The following is a 21570-nucleotide window of genomic DNA, read 5'->3' as shown; positions in this document are numbered from 1 at the left end:
ATGTTGAGTTCTTCTGCCAAGTCTGCGAGTGTCTTGGTCTGTTCTTGAATAAATTTTACCGTTTGTTTCTTAAATTCTTCATTGTATCGTTGCCGCTGTTCTCCCATGTGGACACACCTCCGTTAGCTTATTATCCTTCTGTCCGTTAACGGGTGTCCACTTTTTATTCTAGTTCCACTACGATTTGTTAGCATCTCCTGAATGCCATTTTTCCGTGAATAACGCCGACTGAGTTCGTTAGAACTAGTACATCATTGAGAGTCGTGACTTCAAAGCTCACACTCACTTAAGAGCACGAGCACCGCCTATTTCCCCCGCCCCTACCCTACTACTTTTCCTTGACGTCCCTCTGCATGCCTACGCAGAATATCCTTGCTTGGAATTATATTCATCAGACACCGCTTTCTTCAATGATCCCCATCCTCAATACACCCTAATCAGTTTCTATTCACACCATCTGAATTACAGCACATCTTGCCTTTCTTGGCGCGTCCAGATGCTCATTCGTACCATCAGATCTACTTACAAACTTGAGCATTGGTACGATATTCCGCCCAATCAAGGCACAAAAAAACATGGCCTTTTGGAGGTAGTGGGAGAACAGTTTTTTGTACGGGGTTGATCATCCTAAAAGAGCTACGTTCTCCCGGTCCCACCATCGTAAAACGACTATAAAAAAAGGCCAACCAGTAATGACTGGCTAACCTGATAATACGAAAAGAGGCTATCCATAACCTCTCATGAAAACATCCCGCTATCCCTAATTAAGACTTCACAGATAACGTTTTTAGGTAAGCCAGTGCATCGTCAACACTACTGACCGGAACCAGCTTCATTTGTGTATCAATTTGTTTTGCCTTCGCTTCGGCTTCCTTATAATTATCTTTGGGTACGAAGAAAATCTCCGCGTCCTTCCGATCCGCAGCCACAATTTTGTGAATCACGCCCCCGATTGGACCAACCGTACCATCCTTTGTGATCGTACCCGTACCTGCGATACGATGACCTTTGGTCAGGTCACCAGCCGTCAATTGGTTATAGATCTCCAGTGTGAACATTAACCCTGCAGACGGCCCTCCTACTTGCGTGCTTGTAAATGTGATCTGTTTATCGGGGTCCTCCGGCTTCACTTTCTGAACCGTACCAATCATCACACCTAAGCCTGGACGCTTTTCCCCTGTTTTGTTGTCGGTCACTTCTACAAGTTGAATCTCACGGCTAATCGTTTCTCCGCCACGCTCCAATTGCATTTCAACCGTATCCCCTGGTTTTCTTCCCTTTAGTTGGGCAGATAAAATCGTATTATCAGGTGTTGCTGTTCCATCCACACCCAAAATAGTATCGCCAGGTAAAATATCCCCTTGCGGTTTAGGATCCTGTGACAGTCCAAATACAAAGATGTGCTCAGGAACGATAGAGTATTTGATTCCAGCCTTTTCATAAGCCGCTTCCATCGCGGAGGATTGAGAATCACTCATGAACCACACTTGCTCTGCAGAGTATTCTGCTTCACTTTTGCCACGTAATCGATCTTCTTTTTTATCAATTTGTGCATTTCGATTAAACAAGGACGTTCCGAGTAGAAATACGTTGGCATATGTAGCCGACACCGTCGTCATCATAAACACTCCGTTTTCTTCCTTATCCCCACCCTTGACCGTTACCATCGGTTTAATTTCATCTGCACTGCCAGGCAGATAAATGATATACGGCGTTGGCATGTATACTGCAACATAGAGAATCAGAGCTACCACGATCACAAAGATCGACGCTTTGAAACCCCCAGATTTCCGAATCCGATTCATCGCATGAGCCCCCGTTCTTTACGTTTCTTAAATATTTATAAGTCTAACACTCTCGTCAACTTGCATACAATGGTACAGGCCGGATAGGCCGCTGTGAGCAGCCGCTTGTCCGGTCAAGGCCGAACCGTCTACGGACGCCATTCGGCCGTCCACATCCATCCAGCAGCCCGAGTGTAAACGCGGCGCTATATCCTATGAGGTGAATTGATGAATATGCAGACCGAGGTTACCCGTTCGGGCCTGTTACGAACCATTTTTCTAAGTAGTGGTGCAATGTTGCTAGTTGTCGCCGTTGTATTATCTCCCAAAGAAGCCTTCGATGCTTCCATTCAAGGGCTCGATATTTGGTGGAAAATTATTTTCCCCGCCATGCTGCCTTTCCTCATGCTTGCCCAGATGTTAACCGCATTTGGGTTTACCGATGCACTCGGCGTTCTGCTCGGGCCACTCATGCAGCGTTTGTTTCGGTTACCCGGTCAGGCTGGACTGGCTATAGCTGTGGGCATGTGTGGTGGCTTTCCTGCAGGAGCTGATACAGCTGCACGGCTTGTACAAGATCGACAAATAACCGCCAAACAGGCGGGTGTCTTGGCAGCCGTTGCTCATTTCTCCAATCCAATGATGATTATCATCGTCTTGGGTGCAGCTTTTCTTCATCAGCCTGCTGCTGGATACTTTCTTCTCGGTATACATTGGATTAGCGGATGGATTGCCGCCATGATCGGTATTCGCCTATTGCCTGTAGGTCGGGCAGCAAGCATTGGCACAAGCTCGTCCTCAGATGTATCACCAAATCTTTCAGAACCAGCACATACACAAGCACATCCCATTTCCTCTTCCAAAAAGCCTGTCGTTCCCCGCCATACACTTTGGCAGCGTATGAACCATGCCGCTCGCGAGGCTCGTAGCCGTGATGGACGGGGATTCGGTAAGCTTCTTGGTGATACGGTCTCCCAAGCCGTTCAGACCTTGATGATGACCGGAGGATTTATGATTGTATTTGCGGTGTTTATTCGACTGCTGAGCCTATATCTTACGCCAGGTGCTTCCGTTTCCTTATGGTCATCGCTGCTGGAAATCCATCTCGGAATCTACCATCTAAGTCAAACCTCTCTGGCTCCTGTAGTTATGATTGCTCTCATTGCAGCCGTATTAGGCTGGGGCGGCCTTTGCTCCCATTTACAAGTCTCTGCCGTTCTAAAATCAGTCGGGCTTGCGACAAGGAATATGATTGACTTTATAGCCATACGACTCTTACACGGACTGATCGCTTTCGCCATGAGTCTTGTTCTATGGACACCTTTTAGTCGATACAGTACAGAGGTCTGGACTACGTTTCAAACGACCACAAACATTGGATTGCCAGCTGCACCGCAATGGTTTTCCCTGTTCAGTAGCAGTTCTAGCCTAGCGTTACTTGGGTACGCCATTCCGGTAGCAATGGTTAGTCTTGCTCTGCTACTTGTAATTATGATCAGTCTTTCAGGGCTGACGCGTTGGTTTAACGAGCGTTCTTCTCGCTAATCTTCTGACGTAGCGCAGCTTCCACTTCAGGGGATACCAGATCCGTTACATCTCCATTGTAATGCGCAATTTCTTTTACAATACTGGAGCTGAGATACGAATACTTCGGATTTGTCATCATGAAAATGGTCTCCGCATCTGGATTCAATTTACTATTGGTGGAAGCGAGTTGCAGTTCGTATTCAAAATCAGTGACCGAGCGAATACCTCGCACGATAACTTGCGCTTCTTTTTGGCGTACATAATTGGCCGTTAGATCGCGGAAGCTATCCACCTCAACATTAGGCAGATGACGCGTCACTTCCGTAATTAATTGCTTGCGCTCCTCCACCGTAAACAGTGGGTTTTTGCTCATATTATTCAGTACCGCAACAATCACACGGTCAAATTGCTTCGATGCTCTAGCAATAATGTCCAGATGTCCCATCGTTACAGGATCAAAACTACCTGGATAAACGGCAATCCGTTCTTGACGATGTATCATTTCACTCATGGAGATCCTCCTCTTCCGCTGTGCTGGATTCTCCATCTTCGGATGCATGAGGTGCATAATGATAAATGGAAACCGCAGTTTCCCCGTACAATGCTTTGCGCGTTTGTTCAAACGGGCCGAATTGCTCAGGGTACAGATGTTTAGATTCATATTCAAGCACGATAGTCGCTTCAGGTTTAAGCAGCTCCAGTTCATGCATCGTAAGCATAAGTTCATCCCCGTTCTTCATCCGATAAGGGGGGTCGAGGAACACGAGATCAAATGTGGTACTCCGCTTGGCGAGAGCCTTTAACGCCCGCCCTGCATCATTTCGATATATAGCCGCCTGATTTTCCAGCTTCGTTGCTGTCAGATTCATGCGGATGACTTCAATGCTCTTTGGTTCCAAATCAACAAAAACAGCCTTGTCCATGCCACGGCTCAGCGCCTCAATTCCGAGACCACCACTGCCCGCAAACAGATCCAATGCCGTTCCACCCTCAAAATACGGGCCAATCATACTAAATAACGCTTCCTTCACCTTGTCGGTGGTCGGCCGCGTTCCTGTGCCAGGAACCGCCTTCAACGGTCTACCTTTTGCACTCCCAGATACCACTCTCACGAATGAGTCACCTATTCTCTCTATGTAAGTTTATTGATACAGCTATCGTACCACAATCGGGATCAGTTTGAAAAATAATGGCTTCATGGTATACCCATAAAATCAAAATAACAATTGATGATTATGTATAAAAAGGAAACCTCTTGGCTATTCTATAATTATCGACATCACAAGTGTCGTAGACAACCGCGGAGAAGACTTACGTTTCCCCATAAGCTCTTCGTCCGGTTTCTCCTCTCCCATGAAAGGAGACCTCGAAAGAGGTCTCCGAATAAAAGCCTATCAGAGCGAGCTCTGGTAGGCTTTTATATTTGCATAGCACTCGTACTCGTGTTTCGAACCATTACCCTGATAACGTGCTAGCTTGATCCAAATTTAGACCACCCGAATACAGGTCTTAACAACCTATGAAGCCAAAAAGCGATGACCGTGCCCGCAGTCCATGAACTGCGATTCTGTAAGTAATCCATGTACTGATCGCTGATCATGTAGGTATTCGTGGAGGCAGGACTCTTTAAACCGAACTGTTCCCATTGGGCTGGATCATTGGAACCTTCGAGCATTGCTAGCATATTGGCGGACTCTTTAGCTATTTTAGCCGGAATTTGTTCAAATGCTTCGGTGATATATCTATGGAATTCATCCATTGGATTCTGGTTAGTAAGGCTTTCCAGATGGATGCTCTCCCGTATATAAGATGCGTATGCTAGATGGTCTGCCCAGAACTCGTCCATATAAAAAAGGCGAACTCGTTGCTCCGAAGGACTCATAGGTAGGTACCCATTCAGTATTCGGAACCGCTCCTCATGTAGAATTCGTCTCTGATCTTCTATCATATCCGAATAACCGTTCAGTTCCTGCTGGAGATCGAAGTTTTGCCCCATTATAACACGCTGAATATGCTCCAGTTTGCTATGATATATCGGCTCATTGAGACGCCCATCCTGTTTAGGTACGCGAATTGCATCACGAATGCCGAATTGAAGCAGCAAATCATCCTCTAAACTTACATAAAAGACAGAATCTCCAGGGTCTCCTTGGCGACCCGAACGTCCGCGTAGCTGGTGATCTATCCGTACACTTTCGTTCATATGTGTCCCAATCACATACAACCCACCCAGTTTCACAACCCGGTCTACTTGAGTAGGATCACCTCCCCCAAGCCGAATATCGACACCACGCCCTGCCATATTGGTTGATACCGTTACAGCGCCAATTTCTCCAGCTTTAGCTATAATTTCTGCCTCTTTTGCATCATTCTTGGCATTCAAAATATGGCAATCTACACCCGCAACAGCTAGGGCTTCAGCAAGTTTATCAGACTCTTGAACACTTGACGTACCTATGAGCATTGGACGCCCCGTTGCATGAACAGTCACAATTTCTTGTACCAGCGCTCTGAGTTTGGCTTCTTGGTGTGTGTATATCCTATGTGCATGGTCGGTTCGTTTGATTGGCTGGTTCGGCAGGATCTGTACAACCTCAAGTTCATACATCCTTTTGAATTCCATGCTGGAAGCTAGAGCCGTAGCCGTCATCCCGCTAATTCTTGGATACAGACTAATAAAGTGTTGAACGGTAATCGTTCCAAGAATCTTTCCGCCCACTTTATGTTGCAGTCCCTCCTTGGCCACAAGCGCTGTTTGCAGTCCTTCTGGTAAGTATCGATTCTCTGCCACACGACCCGTAAATTCTTCAATCAGTTCTATTTCACCATTCCTAACGATGTAATCGACGTCTCTTCTTAACAACGTTTCGGCATGTAGCGCACAATTTAATGACGTTAACAAGTGACTGTTATGGTGATCGTATAAATTGCCACACTCTAGCAAGGACTCCACCTTCGCTGAGCCTGTTTCATTCAAATATACGTTACGTTGAAATTCGTCGAAATGATAATGCTCCAATGGCACGAGCTGTCTAGCCACTTCAGCGAAACGAATATAATCACCGCTAGAAGCGCCAGACTCTCCGCTAATGACCAATGGAACCCGTGCTTCATCAAGCAGCAATGAATCCGCCTCATCGATAATAACAAAGTGAAAAGGGCGGTGCACCAGATCGTCTTGGTGTAATGCAATCGTATCCCGCAAATAGTCAAATCCGGCTTCTTTGGCGGTAACATACGTTATATCTTTGGCATAAGCTTCCCGTTTCTCACTCAGATTCATGCCCGTTTGTACTGAACTTACTGTTAAGCCTAGAAAACGATAAATGGGTCCCATCCACTCCGCATCGCGATGTGCTAAATAATCGTTAAACGTCAGCACATGAACTCCCCGACCAGTCAATGCATTCAAACAAACGGTCATCACAGCAGATAAGGTTTTCCCTTCCCCCGTCTGCTGCTCAATTAGTACTCTCTCATGTAAAGCGATAGCAGCTGTAATCTGCACATCATATGGCTGTAAACCAAGCTGTCTCTTCGATACCTCACAGACTATTGCGTAGAGATCAACAAGTAGTTCCTCTAAGGCTGTGCCCGAGTTAGCCTTTCTTTGCAATTGAAGAAATTCAGCTTGTAGCTGTCCATCGTCCCATGCTGCCAAATCCTTTTTCCTAATCAGGTTAACGATGCTTCGATAGCCTTCCAGCCTATGTCTGGAATCACGGTCTTTGAACTCTCGTACCAACTTGACGACGGTATTTAACACATTCAGCCCTCCTTACAAAAACTACACGATTCGATGATGACTACCGTAAATTAAATTAGATTGCTACATACGTGTTTATTTATCTACTCATCCTTTAACCGTCGTTCATATAGAAATACAGATACAATTGTTAATACAATCGCCCATAGCAAAATAATGAGCAGTGGTTTCAATAGTTCTCCCATCGAATAATCCGCAGAAGAGATGCTTAATAAATGCACAAGTTGACTGCTTGGCAAGTAATCCAGCACTTTAAAGATCGGATAGTCATTCACAAGTTGCGCTCCCCAAGGCGCCCCAGCAAATATGGTCGCTACAGGAAGTATAGTTAGCGATGCCTCAAGTAGCGTCTTAGAGAACAGACCACATATGGTTCCGATTGCAGTATACAGAATAGTGGATATGAAAAGTGCTGTTACATACGCCCACATACTAGCTGGCTCGTAACCCAATATGTATGTAACGACTGCGAGAACAACACCAGACATGACAAAGACCAAAGCACTTTTTCCGATTAAAACATCTGTGGTTGTCGCAGGGGTCATCATTAAAGAACGCAACGTATTACGTTCCTTTTCTTCAGCTATTAAACAAGCTTGTGCTAGACAAGTCAGAATTACAAATGAGCAATTGAGAAGAAAAGCAATAGCTTCCGAAGACGAACCAGCACCACGAAATAGAAAGGCAAAAACAATTGGAATAATTAGAGTAACGGAAATGCCGTAATTACGTGAGAATTCTTTGTAATCCTTAATAAATATTGCTTGAATCCGTTTCAATGAGATACTCATAGTAACTCACTTCCTGTCAGTTTGATAAAGATCTCGCCAAGACTCGGCTCTTTTGTTTCTACTCGATCAATTAGTCCTTGTTTCATCCAATCTGCAATGAGGTTAGCTGTTTCTGCACTAATTGGAAGCTCATGCGATTCTCCATTTAATAGGTCCACAGATATGACGTTTTCACGATGTTGTTTTTTTAGCTCTTTGGGCATTCCAATGGTTTGAATCTTTCCTTCATACAAAATTGCTATACGATCGCATAACAATTCAGCTTCAGCCATGTCGTGCGTTGTTAAGAAGATCGTTGTTCCTTTCTCGTTTAAGTAACGCAGCCCTTTATAGATATGTAAAGAATTCACTGGATCTAAAGCCGATGTAGGTTCATCCAAAAATAATAATTCGGGCTCATGAATCACCGCGCATGCCAAAAGAACACGCTGACGCATTCCTTTTGACAAGAGATGAATTTTCTTTTTGCGTTCTGTACTTAAGTTCACAAATTGTAATACTTTTTCAATCGAAGATGGAGAGAGATCATATAACTGACGATATAACTCCAAATTTTCTTCTACGGTTAACCTCTCATATAGACCACTGTTATCAGACAACATACCGAAGCGCATTTTCTGAGCCGATTGATACATCATCGATGCCGACTGGTTAAACACCTTAGCCTTTCCGCTGGTCGGGGCTAACTGCGCAGTTAATATCTTAATTAATGTTGTTTTTCCCGAACCACTCGGGCCAAGAAAACCAAAAATTTCACCTCGGGGAATCGAAAAAGAGACTTCTGATAACGCATCTTTTTCACCAAATCTCTTTCGAATATGCTCCACTTGAATTATGTCCATTCAGATCACTTCCTTATTGTTGATGTTCTCAGCATATAGAGATAGCATGCCATCAACCATCAAAACTCGCTGAAATGTAGCTGTTCGCACCTGAATGGTACCCATGTGGACTGAATGGATTCAATACAATATTTCCCCGGAAATCAAATGTTCAGATGTGCTTTTAATTCTTGTAATTTGGAACGAGATAATGGTACAACTGCATCTTCACCTGTATTTAATCTCAGGCTATAGCTATTCTTAGTCCAAGTAATAATCTCTCTAACTTTTTGTAGGTTCACAATATAGGATCGATGACATCTAAAAAATCCGAAGTTCAACAATCGTTGCTCAAGCTCGGTTAACGTCAGAGCACAGGCAAAACTTTCTCCACCAACATGCACAAGAATCGAACCATTCATACTTTCGATATAATCAATTTCAGGCGGGTTAAATAAGATGACTTTGTCATTCTTTTTCGTATAAATCTTCTGCAGCGTTATATTCGGTTGATCTTGTTCATGTACCTCCTGTTCCTCCACTTCTGTATCTCGAATATCTAATGGATGAAATCCCTCTTCGTTCAGGCGATAAATCGCATCACAAGATATCATGGCATCCTCTAAATTCGAAGTTAAAATCAAGATCTGTTTGTCTTTCGAAAGGTCATCTAAAATTCGTTTGAAAGAACGACGATCTTCTTCTTCCAGATAAAAATACGGTTCCTCCAACACAAGCGTAGGCTGATGTGCAAAAAATACGCGTAGCAATGTCACAAACATTCTTCTCGATGAGCTTAGATGCTTCATTTTTACTTTCCGTTCTTCTTTTAGAGCAAAATAATCAATTAACGTAGCAACATGATCATTTCTTTCCGTTACTCGGATCAAAAACGTAATTAGCTCTTCTACTCGCAGATTCGTATATTCGCCTTGTTGCACTCGAAACAAATGGTATTGCGCATGATCGGCCAATTGATCCATCAGAAGCTGCTTTCGCTTCAAGTCTGTTATAATGCCAACCAATGGATTGTTATCCAGATTGAGCTCGATCTTTGGTATCGTTAATTTCCCATGCGTGTAGATTGGTTCAAATTGCATAATATCCTCCCAGATTAGTACTTCGTAGATTATACAAACCTTTTTTCTTCCATATAAGGAATGTATCTACATTAATTCAATACTAAAAAAGGCCGACTAATATAGCTCATTTAGTCAACCTCACTCGTTAATCTATATAGATTGAACTATAAAAATTTACACAGACCACTCCGATAACAGAACAACCTTCCGATCGCTGTTATCCCCAGATTTTTTTGATTCCCTTTTCCAAAGGGAAAATCCGGTGATAAAGGCGAACGCTTCGCTTCTTCACGTTATTTCTGTCTTCTTCGTTCTTGTGTAAATGTCTAGTTCAATCTATATAGTATGTGTCATTGTATACGGAGGCATATTTAGGTATCCTCGCTAAGTATAGCTCTTATTTTCCGATTGGTACGTCGTAATTTGATCATCGTCGTCATCAACAACACGATTGGTAAAAGTACTAACCATGATTGTTGTACAATCAACAGCAACGACAGGAGAATCAACCCCGTCCACACCATGATCTCGATAATCTCATGTTTTTGCAGCACCCGCTTGAACCCTTTGCGTGAAACAAGAGCTATTAAGAAGTATACTAGCAAACAACACAAGACCATCATCGCTATTCCACCTAACAATACGATGAATCCAGTCAAAAAAATCATTTTAGTTTCCCGCCTTACTCTGCATCTATTTTCCCTATCTTACCAATAAAATAAAAGTTCTACCATCTGCTTTGTCCTTTATGCTTCTTCCATATGTTTTTTTGCTTGTTTTCTCCTATACGTTGTCATCATACTAATCATAGGCACCAGAATACCTGTTATAGGTAATGCCAAAGTCCAGCTTTGATATCGAATGGCTTGCACGATGACAAAGACGATGGATAGAACAAGGAGGATCTGTATAATTCGATAACGATCTAAAGAGTGCCTCCATATTTTCCTAGCCACATATCCAATCAGGAAATAACCAATTAATCCGTAAAAGGCAATCATGCCAAGTATCGTAAGCAGCACTATTCCCGTGTTCACACCGATGCCTCCTTTTCAGAAAAAGGTATTACGTCCGTTACATTGATAATTACCTCACTTCTCCTTACTAATTACCGTCGCATTATAGATAACGACACGTTTACCATCCAGATCAAACAATACTTTATTACCATACTCCGTATCCTGTAGGTCAATTTTGCCCTCGTACGTATGAATCAACTCACCCGAATCACTGTATACCTTAACTACTCGTTCAAGCCCGCCCGCATTATTTGATCTCATCGTTTTGAGTGCACGTTCTCCGGAAGCGGTATTAAAATACCATATGAAGCACCCCACGATAATACCAAGTACAGCTAAAGAGGTAACCCACACACCCGTTTTCGCTTTTCTACTCATCAAGTAATCCCCTCCATCATACGATGTCTACTATCTAATTTAATACGAGTTTGTATAGATACGGTTTCATTGGAAAAATGTTCGTCCGCCTTAGCGTACACAAATAGAAGAGGCCTCCATCTGATGGAGACCTCTTTTATTTACTTATTACGATTACAGTGAGCGAATTACGAATTCAAATTCCAATTCACCATTAGAAGCAATTCGGTATTCTGGATGAACTGGAGCACCCCAGCTATCATCACCGCCGACACCCATTTGTTTACCAGCAACAGTCACGACAGTATAGTGCACGGGAGGCAATTCATACGCGTGTTGTGCATTCTCCAATTCAAATGCTGTATATGGTGAAACGTTGAGTTCAACCGGAGCAGAAGCCGCTTCGATCTTGAATCCACGTCCAGCATTATCCGTTACTTTTGCCCAGCGTACGCCTGTACGGTTACCAGACTCCTGTGGAACAAGGTAAGGAGCAACTGTATCAGCAACAGTGCTTGCATGGATGCCCAGACGCGCGCCGAAAGCACGGTCAGCATAGTTCTCTTCTGGTCCGAGTGCGAGCCACTCGACATTGCTGAATTCTGGTGATGTTTTGAAGGAAAGTGCATGGATTGGAAGCTCAGGCAATCCTGCCGTTCCTTTGTACGCGTTATGAACATGTACGCTTCCATCATTACGCACTGTATAAGCAACCTTCACTTGCACATCAGCCGAGATGTTCAGCTTGTAAGTGAATTCAATACGATACGCGTTGGATTGCTGTTCTGCTTTCCATTCTACACATCTTGGCATCAAACTTGCTGCATACCATGCGCCAAGCTCGAAGCCCATTGCAGTTCCTTTGTCATTGTCTGTTGTTGCACGCCAGAACAATGGCAGTGGAGGCTGAGCAATCGTTTCACGTCCTGAGAATTGAAGTGATACCAGTGTTCCGAAAGCTTTGGAGAACAAGGTATGTGTCTGTCCAACACGTACCCCGATGTGAACATCGCCTTCTACCACACGAATCTCATGAACATGATTAGCGTCAACGGCAACAGTCTCATTAGAGCTATTTTCTTGTTGGAAAATGAATTGCCCGAATGCTACCTCTTCTCCTTGGTCTGCCCACAATGTAGCAGATTTCAGAACAAATGCTGTATTCACAGCATATTCAGCTGCAGACAGTCCTTCCACATCAATTGGAAGGTTCACAACCAGTTCGCTTTGCGGCTGAACGTTCACTTCGAGCGTACCACGAACGACTTCATGGCCTTCGCGCTCCAAGCTGTAGACCAGCTCTAGTGCTGACGTGTCCGCGAACAAGTTATCATTAACGATTTTAACCGCATTACGATCAGGGAAGAGCTTAATGTTTTGATACAGGAACTTAACCTCCTGCATTTTCGCAGTCACTTTACGGTCTGCGTGTACAATTCCGTTACCACAGAAGGAATAGTCCGAAGGACGATCTCCGAAGTCTCCGCCGTAAGCAAGGAATTCTTTACCGTAACGGTCTTTTTTATATACCGATTGGTCAATGTAATCCCAGATGAAACCACCTTGATACATTGGATATTTGTCTTCAAGCTCAGTGTATTTATGCATACCACCGATGGAGTTACCCATAGCATGCATGTATTCACAGCTAATATATGGCTTGTCAGGGTTAGCGTTCAGGAACTCTTCAATGTCAGCCGGCTTCGCGTACATACGGGATTCCATATCACTTGTATCGTTGAAACGACGATCATGGAATACACCTTCATAATGTACCAGACGTGTAGGATCAGCAGACTTAAAGTATTGAGATACTTTATAAATTACCTCACCACCATGGGATTCGTTACCACATGACCAGATGAGAATCGACGGATGGTTTTTATCCCGTTCAACCATGGAGATTGCGCGATCCATAACGATATCATGCCACTCTGGTTTGTCGCCTGGAATAACCCAAGAAGGCTCAACCACACCCAGCTTCTGCCAAGATCCGTGTGTCTCCAGGTTCATTTCGTCGATCACATACAGTCCGTATTCATCACACAGCTCATACCATAGACTTTGGTTTGGATAGTGTGATGTACGTACTGCATTCATATTGTTCTGTTTGATCGTACGAACATCCCATAACATATCTTCCTTCGTCACAGCACGTCCACGACGTGGGTTGAACTCATGGCGATTAACACCTTTGAATACGATGCGTTTACCGTTGATGTGCATGACTTTGTCGATCATTTCAAATGTACGGAATCCGACAGCCTGAGGAACGACTTCAACTAATGCTCCGTTAGCATCATATACACGAATGTAGAGACGATACAGATAAGGAATCTCTGCACTCCACAGGTTTACTTTACCGATCTCTTCACGAAGGCTTACAAGCCCGTCCTTAACGTCGGATGCAAACGTGTTAACTGTGTTTCCTTCCGCGTCACGAAGTTCAGCTTCAATCTTAGCTCCTGCAGCAGCTTGACCTTCAAGCTTCAGTTTAACTTGCAAGGTACCATTCGTATACGTTTTGTCCAGATCTGTGCGAACATGTACATCGCGAATATGAGCAGCAGGTACTGTGTACAGATACACATCTCTGAAAATACCGGAGAAACGCCAGAAGTCTTGATCCTCCAGCCAGCTACCTGTGCTACGTTGGTAAACTTCAACCGCTAGCTTGTTCTCGCCATCCTGAAGGAATGGTGTAAGATCGAAGTCTGATTGTGTGAAGCTATCTTCACCATATCCTACGAATTGACCGTTAAGCCATACGTAGAATGCAGACTCTACGCCTTGGAACGAAATATATACAGGGTTGTTCTGCCAGCCTGTTGGCAGGTGGAACGAACGAATATAGCTTCCAACTGGATTTTTGTCCTGTGGCAATGCCGGTGGACGCAGTTCATTCAACCCATCCCATGGATACTGTGTATTTACATATTGCATCTGACCATATCCTTGAAGCTGAATATGCCCTGGAACCTCGATATCATCCCAACCCTCACTGGAGAAGTCGGACTTGTAGAAGAACTCTGGGCGGCTGTCTGGACGAACTGCATAGTTGAATTTCCATGTTCCGTTCAGATCATAACGCAAGTTCATTTCACCTGAAGTAACGGCCTCTTCCATCGTTCTATAATATCTGTGATCAGAGTATGCATGAAGACGATTTACCTCAAATACACTAACGTCTCCCAACCAATTAATATCCGCTTGTGTTGCTTTCATCGGCTCTCTCTCCCTTGAACGAAAATTTACTTATCTCTAATATACATTCTCCAGAACGGATTTCCATGAATAAACAGAAAGACAGAGGCACGCCATCTCTGGCGTCCTCTTCTCTCCTTGTTCCCCTGTCCATATTGAACAGTTTATGCTGTTTTCATTATTTAACGGAACCAACCATACCTGCAACAAAGTGTTTCTGCATGATGAAGAATACAACTGCTGTAGGCAGTGTTGCAATAACGATTGCTGTCATGATAACCCCGTAATCCGGAGCATAACCTGCACCGAGGTTCGAGATCAGCAATGGAATTGTCTGTTGGTCAGGCGTTTGCAATACAATGAGTGGCCACAGATAGTTATTCCAGCTACTCATGAACGTGATGATTGCTGCCGCTGCATATGTTGTTTTCATCGTAGGCATATAGATCTTCAGGAAGATCCCAAGCTCACTCAGACCATCAATACGACCAGCTTCCAGCAAATCTTTCGGGAACATTTTGGTGTTCTGACGGAAGAAGAAGATCAGGAACGCTGTTGCGATGGTTGGCAGGATAACGGCTGCCATCGTGTTAATTCCGATAACTGGAGTAACTCCAGAGATCGTTGCGAACATACGATATAGTGGTACCATGATCGCTGCAAATGGAATCATCATGGACAACAACAGGATATTAAACACGATATCACGGGACTTCGTACGGTATACTTCGAAACCATAACCAGCCATGGAACCGATTAACAGTGCCAATACAGTGGAGATGATCGAAATCAGAGCTGAGTTCCCCAGAGCCTGCACTAGATTCGTCGAATCAAGCAATTTGCTGAAGTTATCAAGGAAAGCTGAACCTGGCAGCAATCTGCCCTTCGTTACATCAACCGATGCATTTGTTGCACTGACCAGCATCCAGAAAAATGGGAAAATGGATACAAAGGCGACGATGGATAAGAACACATATGTGAAAATCCGTTTTGCTTTAGCTTTAGCCATTTTTATTATCACCTGCCACTTTAAACTGGATAATGGACAATATAATGATCAAAATTACGATGGAATATGAAACCGTTGCTGCATAACCGAAGTCTGGTGAATATTTAAACGAAAGGTTGTAGATGTATTGTGAGATCGACATGGTCGCGTTACCCGGACCACCTTTGGTAATATTCATAATCTCATCGAAGATCTGCAATGTACCAATTGTTGATGTGATCGATGTGAAGAGGATAATCGGTTTAAGTAAAGGTACAGTAATTTTGAAAAATTGAGTAAATGCATTAGCTCCGTCAATTCTTGCTGCTTCATAGATCGATTGATCGATGTTTTGCAAAGATGACAGATAGAAAATCATATTATATCCGGTCCAACGCCAAGTAACGGCGATTATGATCGTAATTTTAGCCCAGAACGGGTCTGTAATCCATTGAATAGGATCGCCAATAATGTGCAAGCCCATTAATGCTTGGTTAACCATACCGTCTGGAGCAAACAAATATTTGAATACAACAGAGTAAGCTACAAGTGAAGTTACACAAGGCAAGAAAATCGCTGTACGGAAGAAGCTCCGGAAGCGCAATGTGCTGTCATTCAGCAATACGGAAATAAACAAACCGAGAATAATCATTACAGGAACTTGAATGATCAAGTAAATGAACGTATTAGATAATGCTGTACGGAACGTTGTATCAATGAACAACCTTTTGTAGTTAGAAAGGCCCGTAAATTCAAGATTGGCTCCTACACCAGACTTGAAAGATAAGAGCAGCGCTTGGATCATCGGATAGAAGTAAAATGCAACAATTCCGACAACAGCCAGCAAAACAAAAGCCCATCCAGTCAAATTATTTTTCTTTTGGAGACTGTCTCCTGTATTCATGGCTTTCACAGTATGGCTCCTCTCTCTCCATGGAACATGGGTAGAACCCACAGAGCCTCTCGTCATTTCCAGTTCGAGTTGCACCGGACATGAGAGATGGCTCCGAGTTTCATAGGGTTCTATAAGTTACCTTGGATATCTTAGTTAAATTGTGCTTCAGCTTGTTTTTGTGCATCAGCCAGAACGTCGTCAATCGCTTTGCCGTTCAGGAAGTTTTGCATTTCAACAACCAGGATATCTTCGATTGCATAAGTGTTAATACCATAGTTTACGCTTGGAATTTCTGTAGTCCATTTAGCGAAATCAGTGAAGATTTTTTGTCCGCCGAAGAACTCATCAGCTTTAGCATAAGCATCGCCATCAACTGCTGGTTTGTACGTACCGATTGCACCGATGTTGTTCAACAAATCTTGATACAATTGTTTGTCAGAACCAAATGTTTTTGCCACAAAGTCAGCTGCTTGATCTGCACCAGGAACGTCCATTACATACCATGAGCTACCACCCAAGTTGGATGCGTGTACAGAGTTCGGTTGACCAGCCATTTTCGGCATAGGAGCTACAGCCCATTGGCCAGATTGTGAAGCTTCTTGACGAATAGATGGTGAGAACCAGTTACCTGTAGGAACTGTTGCGATGCTACCGTTATTTGCGTTGGCAACGAATTGACTCCAGTCAGAGTGCAATTTAACAATGTTTGCATCCATCATCGCTTTATACGTAATGAAAGCTTCTTTTAATGCAGCGTTATTAGCCAGGTCAGGTGTTTTGCCATCTTCTGCAGAATACCATTTGCCTGCTGTTTGAATCATCATACGGATCAAACCAAGGTCATTGGGATCAAGAGAAAGAAGCTCTTTACCTGTTTTTTCTTTTACAGCTTTACCAATTTCGATGTAGTCATCCCAAGTGATGTCTTGCAAGTCAGCAGCTTTGTAACCTGCTTGCTCCAGCAAGTCTGTTCTGTAGTAAAGACCTGCAACGCCGGAGTCAAATGGTACGCCGTATTGTTTGCCATCAAACGATGTTGGTCCGAGTTTGTAATCTGCAAAATCGGAAGCCGTGATAGAAGAAGACAAATCTTTGAATGCATCAGGATATGCATTCAGGAAGCTTTGTGCACGATAGTCCTCGATCAGAACGATGTTTGGAAGACCGCTGCTTGTTCCGGAGTTAAGTCCAGTGTTCAGCTTTTGAATGATGTCCGCTTGCGCGTACTCAATGATGTTAACTTTCAAATCAGGATTGGTTTTTGCATATGCTTCTTTTGCTGCTTCCATTGCAGCAACGTTAAATGCTTTGTCCCAAGCCCAAATTGTAATTTCATTTGCTTTCTCGTCACCGCCACTAGCTGTTGAACCTCCGCCACCGCCGGATGAACATGCGGACAATAACAATACTGTAGCGAGCATCAATACCCACATTTTTTTCAAATCATTCAACTCCCCTTCGACCTCTTTGTGTGTAAGTTTGTTTACGTTTTCTGAAAGCGGTTGCTTCCGATGTATTCATCTTATCATTCCCAAATACTCATTCGTTAGTAATAATTTTGTGCGGATTTGTCATCTTATTGCCACAATGAAAACCTTTACAGAAACCGCTTGCACTAAATTTAGTTTTTTGTACTTTCTTTTGATTTTGTAATTTCTCAATCTAGATATATTACAAATGTGCATTTTCATTTTGAACGAAACATGAAAAAGCCCCTCTTCTCCGCTACTTTCAGAGAACGAGGGACTTCAGACAACACGGCTATATAGCAGTGAAGTAGTGGGTAACACTCATTTATTTAGTTCGTAATCAAAGGGAGAGTAACTGTTACTCTCGTTCCTTCCCCCACATTACTCATAATCGTGACACCATAGGGTGCCCCGTATAATAGCTCAATTCGGTCGTGTACATTACGAATGCCAATACCACTAAATAGTTGACGGTTGTTTTTCGGATTAGGTAATGTCTCACCCATATTAAGCCCTTCAATCCCATCGCCATTATCCATAATTTCGCAGATGAGTGATTCGCCTGCTCTAGAGACCAAAACATGAATCGTCCCTGTTTCCTTCTTGATAAATCCGTGGAAGAAGGCATTCTCGATAAACGGCTGAATGACGAGCTTAGGTACATGATAGTGCGTACAATCTGGAGCCACATAGAAGGCTGCTTTGATCCGACCTCCATATCTGACATGATTAATGAAGACGTAATTTTTCAGATTCTCCACTTCTTGCTCCACTGTGACCGTCTCACTGACATCGCTAATCGTATTCTGCAACAATCCAATAAGTGCATTGATCGTCTCCGCTGCTCGATCCTTGTTGCCCTGCTGAACTAGAACTTTAACCGATGCAAGTGTGTTATATAAGAAGTGTGGGTTAATCTGGCTCTGTAGAGCCGCAAGTTCAGCATTACGCTGATCTCGTTGTGTCTGTACTAACTGATCCACATAATCATGAAGTTCATCAAGCATGTAGTTATACGCATGACCTAGTTGTCTGCTCTCGTAACTACCACTTACCGGGATATAGTTATCGAGATCACTCTTCGTAATATTCGACATCTGCTTCACCAGCCTGCGCAGTGACTTGGTGATCTGACTTGTAATCAAGAACACCAGGATTAAGGCACCTACGACAATAGCTGCACAGATTAGAGCCACGGTCTTCATATCGATGAGTTGACCCATAGCGAGCTCTTTATCCACGACATTGACCAGGTAGAAACGATAGAAAGGCAAATACTCCGACAAAATAATGCTATCCTGTCCCATTACACGCGCGTTAATGTTTCTTGAAGGACTTCCGTTCATGTCTTGAGCGTAGGACAGTAACTCCGGTTGTGTCGTTCCAATCCAATCCTCCCGATTAGAAGACACAATCTCGCCTTTTTCATTCATAATGACGACATCATTACCTCGACTTGTAAAGCTGGTATAGAACTGCCGGAACGCATCTTCTCTCATGGTGACATACAATGTTCCGTATATCCGGCTGCGCATTCGATCTGTCAGCGCTTTAGTCGCAGAAATCATCTGCAGTTTACCCGTGTCAGTCTCATTATAAAAATCATCAATGATAAGACGACTCGGCGACTCGGCCGCTTGAGTCGTAATCGGCTGCTGCTTCAATTCCTCCACTGACATCTGAAGATGAGCACGATTGGTGGAATAGCTCCGTCCATTGATCCCGACGATGGTAATCCCTACTTCGTATGATTCGGTTATGGTCTGAACGCGATTCATCGTTTCCCTCATATTATAGAAGGATTTTGCCATGGAGATGGAATCTGCATCGCCTTCTGACAGGAAACCGCGAATGGCTCCACTCTGCGCAACATTATTGGTAACAGCAGCTACTGCATCATTAAAAGATTCAAAATTCGTTTTAATCTGACTAAGTACCTTCGAGTTCGTTATGCTGAACGTATCTGTAAATAAGTTCGTTGACATATGAATGGTCGTCCACAGAATAAGCACAGAAACTAGAACGATGCTGACGACCATAACTAGAAATAATTTAGGAAATAGTCCTAGGCTCGATAAACGGTTCATCCATTTCTTCATGATCTAATCCTTCTGACTTTAAGCCCAGAATTTGCGCCGATACCGGCTCGGTGATAGTCCAGTGAATTTTTTGAACACTTTGCAAAAGTAACTATGATCGGAGTATCCAACCATACTGCTGATCTCAGAGATCGTCACATCATCCGACCGTAGAAGTTCTTCTGCCTTTTCGATTCGAATTTTGTTCAGATATTCATTAAAACCTTCTTTTTTGTGAGAAGAGAAATAACTGGATAAGTACGACGGATTAAAATGAAAATGCTTCGCTACTTCAGCAAGTCCCATGGGCTGGTCAAAATGCTCATGCATATATTCCAGTAGCATCTTCATATTAGGGTCGCTTCTACGGCTGCCTTCACCAGAAGTGCATGCTTGCACTTCTCCCATAAATGTATCCAGTACATCAATCGCTTCACGAAGCGTTGTTGCACCGTCTACATTTTTGAAATACGTATACTTGCTCTCTTCTAAAGCACCAGACTGAACATCCATATCTGAGAGTGTGATTGTCACGTTGAAAATGAGATTACCAAGGAAAGACTTAATGCCAAACACATCTGCAATATAGTCTCTTCCAAGTGTCTTGGCGTGATCCTGCAAATATTCTCTCGCTGCCTCCGTGCGATTTCGTTTAATGTGCTGCAAAAACATATTGACGTTAAACTGATAACCAGCCGGATGCAGGGGCGGAAGTTCACTGTAAACGAGAAGAGGACGGTCTTCAAAATAAAAACGATACTCCATCAGTTTGATCAGATGATTGCGGTACACCTCACCCATTGCTTCAAAAGAAGCAAAACTATCACTTAGTACCCACGAAGAGCCGGGTTCTCCAGCTTCATGATCGACAGCTAGATGTTTAATCCGGTCAACCATCCAATCATCCTTCACAGGATCAACATTTAGCAATACAACTGGTAGCTCACCTTCGGCTGGTACAAGCGCGTACTCTACATCTGGCAGATGTCTCTTCAGCGCAAGTGTCATCTGTTCTTTGTCTAGAAGCGTATGCTGCTTCGTAGCGGAATCCTTGAGTCGGAACACAAGCAGACGGAAGCAAGTGTGGGGGAACGTCTCTTGGACAACATCCATCTCTTCATCTTCGCTCAGGGTAAAGCCTGACAGCATTTTCTCCATTAACTGTCCAAGACGCCAACCATCATGCGAAGGTTCAAACTGCAATTCGGGGATTTTGCCCGCCGTGCGTTGCAGCACCTCTAACAATTCATTTGTATCCAATTTGGGTTTCAAAATATAATCTGCCGCTCCATGTTGAAGGGTCGAGCGAACATATTCAAATTCACTAAAACTGCTAAGTACGATCACTTCGATCTGCGGATGATGTGCTTTTAATGTACGAACAAACATTTCACCATCCATAACAGGCATCACAATGTCGGTAATTACAATATCCGGATTCAGCATGCGAACCTGCTCAAGTCCTTCTTCACCATTGGAGGCTTCGCCCACGATCTGAAAACCTTCTGCCTCCCAATTCATATGATGCTTAATTCCTTGTCTTACAAGAAATTCATCGTCAACAATCAATACCTTGCACAACCGGTTCATGATCGCGACCCCCTTATCTAGTGTTCCCTCTATATCTCTACAGATTATACCTTATAAATTTCGCGTACGCCGCAGTAATGTGTTAGCGGTTACACAAAAATCAAGGCAATTGTATCTCTATTTTTACATCCTGCGACGATTCATTCATCCAGGGGCATTCTGTCGGTTCTGAGGTCAAAAGTACCATATATCCCTATAG

17 protein-coding genes are annotated in these 21570 nt (G+C 43.5%); 1 reads left to right on the top strand and 16 read right to left on the bottom strand.

What is annotated here, in order from left to right; translation table 11 throughout:
• Positions 1 to 764: 764 nt before the first annotated feature.
• Complete coding sequence (locus tag M3636_RS15090) at positions 765 to 1805, bottom strand: SepM family pheromone-processing serine protease (RefSeq protein ID WP_128101366.1); 1041 nt, start codon at positions 1803 to 1805, stop codon at positions 765 to 767.
• A gap of 207 nt (positions 1806 to 2012) precedes the next feature.
• On the opposite strand from M3636_RS15090, the gene M3636_RS15085 reads away from it, so the two are divergent.
• A complete protein-coding gene (locus M3636_RS15085; protein WP_251383048.1) occupies positions 2013 to 3329 on the top strand; it encodes a nucleoside recognition domain-containing protein in 1317 nt (438 codons plus the stop codon).
• Here M3636_RS15085 and coaD read toward each other — a convergent pair.
• The 15 genes from coaD to M3636_RS15010 all read right to left on the bottom strand — a co-directional run bounded on the left by coaD (position 3307) and on the right by M3636_RS15010 (position 21371).
• Entirely contained in the window at positions 3307 to 3813 is a 507-nt protein-coding gene (coaD, locus tag M3636_RS15080) for a pantetheine-phosphate adenylyltransferase (protein WP_056701152.1), read from the bottom strand. The two genes, M3636_RS15085 and coaD, sit on opposite strands and share 23 nt — an antisense overlap.
• 1 nt (position 3814) lies before the next feature.
• Positions 3815 to 4423: a 16S rRNA (guanine(966)-N(2))-methyltransferase RsmD gene (rsmD, locus tag M3636_RS15075; RefSeq protein ID WP_145410497.1), complete on the bottom strand. Its 609-nt coding sequence runs from the start codon at positions 4421 to 4423 to the stop codon at positions 3815 to 3817.
• Positions 4424 to 4782: 359 nt separating this feature from the next.
• Positions 4783 to 7077: a preprotein translocase subunit SecA gene (locus M3636_RS15070; protein WP_251383047.1), complete on the bottom strand. Its 2295-nt coding sequence runs from the start codon at positions 7075 to 7077 to the stop codon at positions 4783 to 4785.
• An 83-nt stretch (positions 7078 to 7160) separates the two neighbouring features.
• On the bottom strand, positions 7161 to 7868 hold the full coding sequence (locus tag M3636_RS15065; RefSeq protein ID WP_251383046.1) for an ABC transporter permease: 708 nt from the start codon (positions 7866 to 7868) through the stop codon (positions 7161 to 7163).
• Positions 7865 to 8710, bottom strand: a complete 846-nt coding sequence (locus M3636_RS15060) for an ABC transporter ATP-binding protein (protein WP_251383045.1) — start codon at positions 8708 to 8710, stop codon at positions 7865 to 7867. The genes M3636_RS15065 and M3636_RS15060 overlap by 4 nt, the downstream gene beginning before the upstream one ends.
• Before the next feature lie 143 nt (positions 8711 to 8853).
• A complete protein-coding gene (locus tag M3636_RS15055; protein WP_251383044.1) occupies positions 8854 to 9789 on the bottom strand; it encodes a LytTR family transcriptional regulator DNA-binding domain-containing protein in 936 nt (311 codons plus the stop codon).
• Positions 9790 to 10142: 353 nt separating this feature from the next.
• Positions 10143 to 10439 (bottom strand): hypothetical protein, encoded by a 297-nt coding sequence (locus M3636_RS15050; RefSeq protein ID WP_251383043.1) that lies wholly within the window; start codon positions 10437 to 10439, stop codon positions 10143 to 10145.
• 78 nt (positions 10440 to 10517) lie between these two features.
• Positions 10518 to 10808: a hypothetical protein gene (locus M3636_RS15045; RefSeq protein WP_251383042.1), complete on the bottom strand. Its 291-nt coding sequence runs from the start codon at positions 10806 to 10808 to the stop codon at positions 10518 to 10520.
• A gap of 54 nt (positions 10809 to 10862) precedes the next feature.
• Complete coding sequence (locus tag M3636_RS15040; RefSeq protein ID WP_251383041.1) at positions 10863 to 11168, bottom strand: hypothetical protein; 306 nt, start codon at positions 11166 to 11168, stop codon at positions 10863 to 10865.
• Between the two features lie 153 nt (positions 11169 to 11321).
• A complete protein-coding gene (gene lacZ / locus M3636_RS15035; protein ID WP_251383040.1) occupies positions 11322 to 14372 on the bottom strand; it encodes a beta-galactosidase, LacZ type in 3051 nt (1016 codons plus the stop codon).
• Between the two features lie 157 nt (positions 14373 to 14529).
• Positions 14530 to 15360: a carbohydrate ABC transporter permease gene (locus M3636_RS15030; protein WP_145410505.1), complete on the bottom strand. Its 831-nt coding sequence runs from the start codon at positions 15358 to 15360 to the stop codon at positions 14530 to 14532.
• On the bottom strand, positions 15353 to 16243 hold the full coding sequence (locus tag M3636_RS15025) for a carbohydrate ABC transporter permease (protein WP_145410534.1): 891 nt from the start codon (positions 16241 to 16243) through the stop codon (positions 15353 to 15355). Before M3636_RS15025 ends, M3636_RS15030 begins: the two co-directional genes overlap by 8 nt.
• Before the next feature lie 140 nt (positions 16244 to 16383).
• Positions 16384 to 17676, bottom strand: a complete 1293-nt coding sequence (locus M3636_RS15020; protein ID WP_145410506.1) for an ABC transporter substrate-binding protein — start codon at positions 17674 to 17676, stop codon at positions 16384 to 16386.
• A 356-nt stretch (positions 17677 to 18032) separates the two neighbouring features.
• The gene (locus M3636_RS15015) at positions 18033 to 19802 is read right to left on the bottom strand and encodes a sensor histidine kinase (RefSeq protein WP_145410507.1); all 1770 of its coding nucleotides are present in this window, start codon (positions 19800 to 19802) and stop codon (positions 18033 to 18035) included.
• An 18-nt stretch (positions 19803 to 19820) separates the two neighbouring features.
• Positions 19821 to 21371: a response regulator transcription factor gene (locus tag M3636_RS15010; protein WP_145410508.1), complete on the bottom strand. Its 1551-nt coding sequence runs from the start codon at positions 21369 to 21371 to the stop codon at positions 19821 to 19823.
• Positions 21372 to 21570 lie beyond the last annotated feature (199 nt).

The sequence above is a fragment of the Paenibacillus sp. MER 99-2 genome, from assembly GCF_023714095.1.
In the GTDB taxonomy this organism is placed as follows: domain Bacteria; phylum Bacillota; class Bacilli; order Paenibacillales; family Paenibacillaceae; genus Paenibacillus.
This window is presented reverse-complemented; position numbering and strand designations above follow the sequence as displayed.

Excerpts from the sequence above, each read along its gene's own strand:
- M3636_RS15090 (WP_128101366.1), bottom strand. The coding sequence starts at position 1,805 with ATGAATCGGATTCGGAAATCTGGGGGTTTCAAAGCGTCGATCTTTGTG.
- M3636_RS15085 (WP_251383048.1), top strand. The coding sequence starts at position 2,013 with ATGAATATGCAGACCGAGGTTACCCGTTCGGGCCTGTTACGAACCATT.
- coaD (WP_056701152.1), bottom strand. The coding sequence starts at position 3,813 with ATGATACATCGTCAAGAACGGATTGCCGTTTATCCAGGTAGTTTTGAT.
- M3636_RS15065 (WP_251383046.1), bottom strand. The coding sequence starts at position 7,868 with ATGAGTATCTCATTGAAACGGATTCAAGCAATATTTATTAAGGATTAC.
- M3636_RS15060 (WP_251383045.1), bottom strand. The coding sequence starts at position 8,710 with ATGGACATAATTCAAGTGGAGCATATTCGAAAGAGATTTGGTGAAAAA.
- M3636_RS15055 (WP_251383044.1), bottom strand. The coding sequence starts at position 9,789 with ATGCAATTTGAACCAATCTACACGCATGGGAAATTAACGATACCAAAG.
- M3636_RS15050 (WP_251383043.1), bottom strand. The coding sequence starts at position 10,439 with ATGATTTTTTTGACTGGATTCATCGTATTGTTAGGTGGAATAGCGATG.
- M3636_RS15040 (WP_251383041.1), bottom strand. The coding sequence starts at position 11,168 with ATGAGTAGAAAAGCGAAAACGGGTGTGTGGGTTACCTCTTTAGCTGTA.
- lacZ (WP_251383040.1), bottom strand. The coding sequence starts at position 14,372 with ATGAAAGCAACACAAGCGGATATTAATTGGTTGGGAGACGTTAGTGTA.
- M3636_RS15030 (WP_145410505.1), bottom strand. The coding sequence starts at position 15,360 with ATGGCTAAAGCTAAAGCAAAACGGATTTTCACATATGTGTTCTTATCC.
- M3636_RS15025 (WP_145410534.1), bottom strand. The coding sequence starts at position 16,243 with ATGAATACAGGAGACAGTCTCCAAAAGAAAAATAATTTGACTGGATGG.
- M3636_RS15015 (WP_145410507.1), bottom strand. The coding sequence starts at position 19,802 with ATGAAGAAATGGATGAACCGTTTATCGAGCCTAGGACTATTTCCTAAA.
- M3636_RS15010 (WP_145410508.1), bottom strand. The coding sequence starts at position 21,371 with ATGAACCGGTTGTGCAAGGTATTGATTGTTGACGATGAATTTCTTGTA.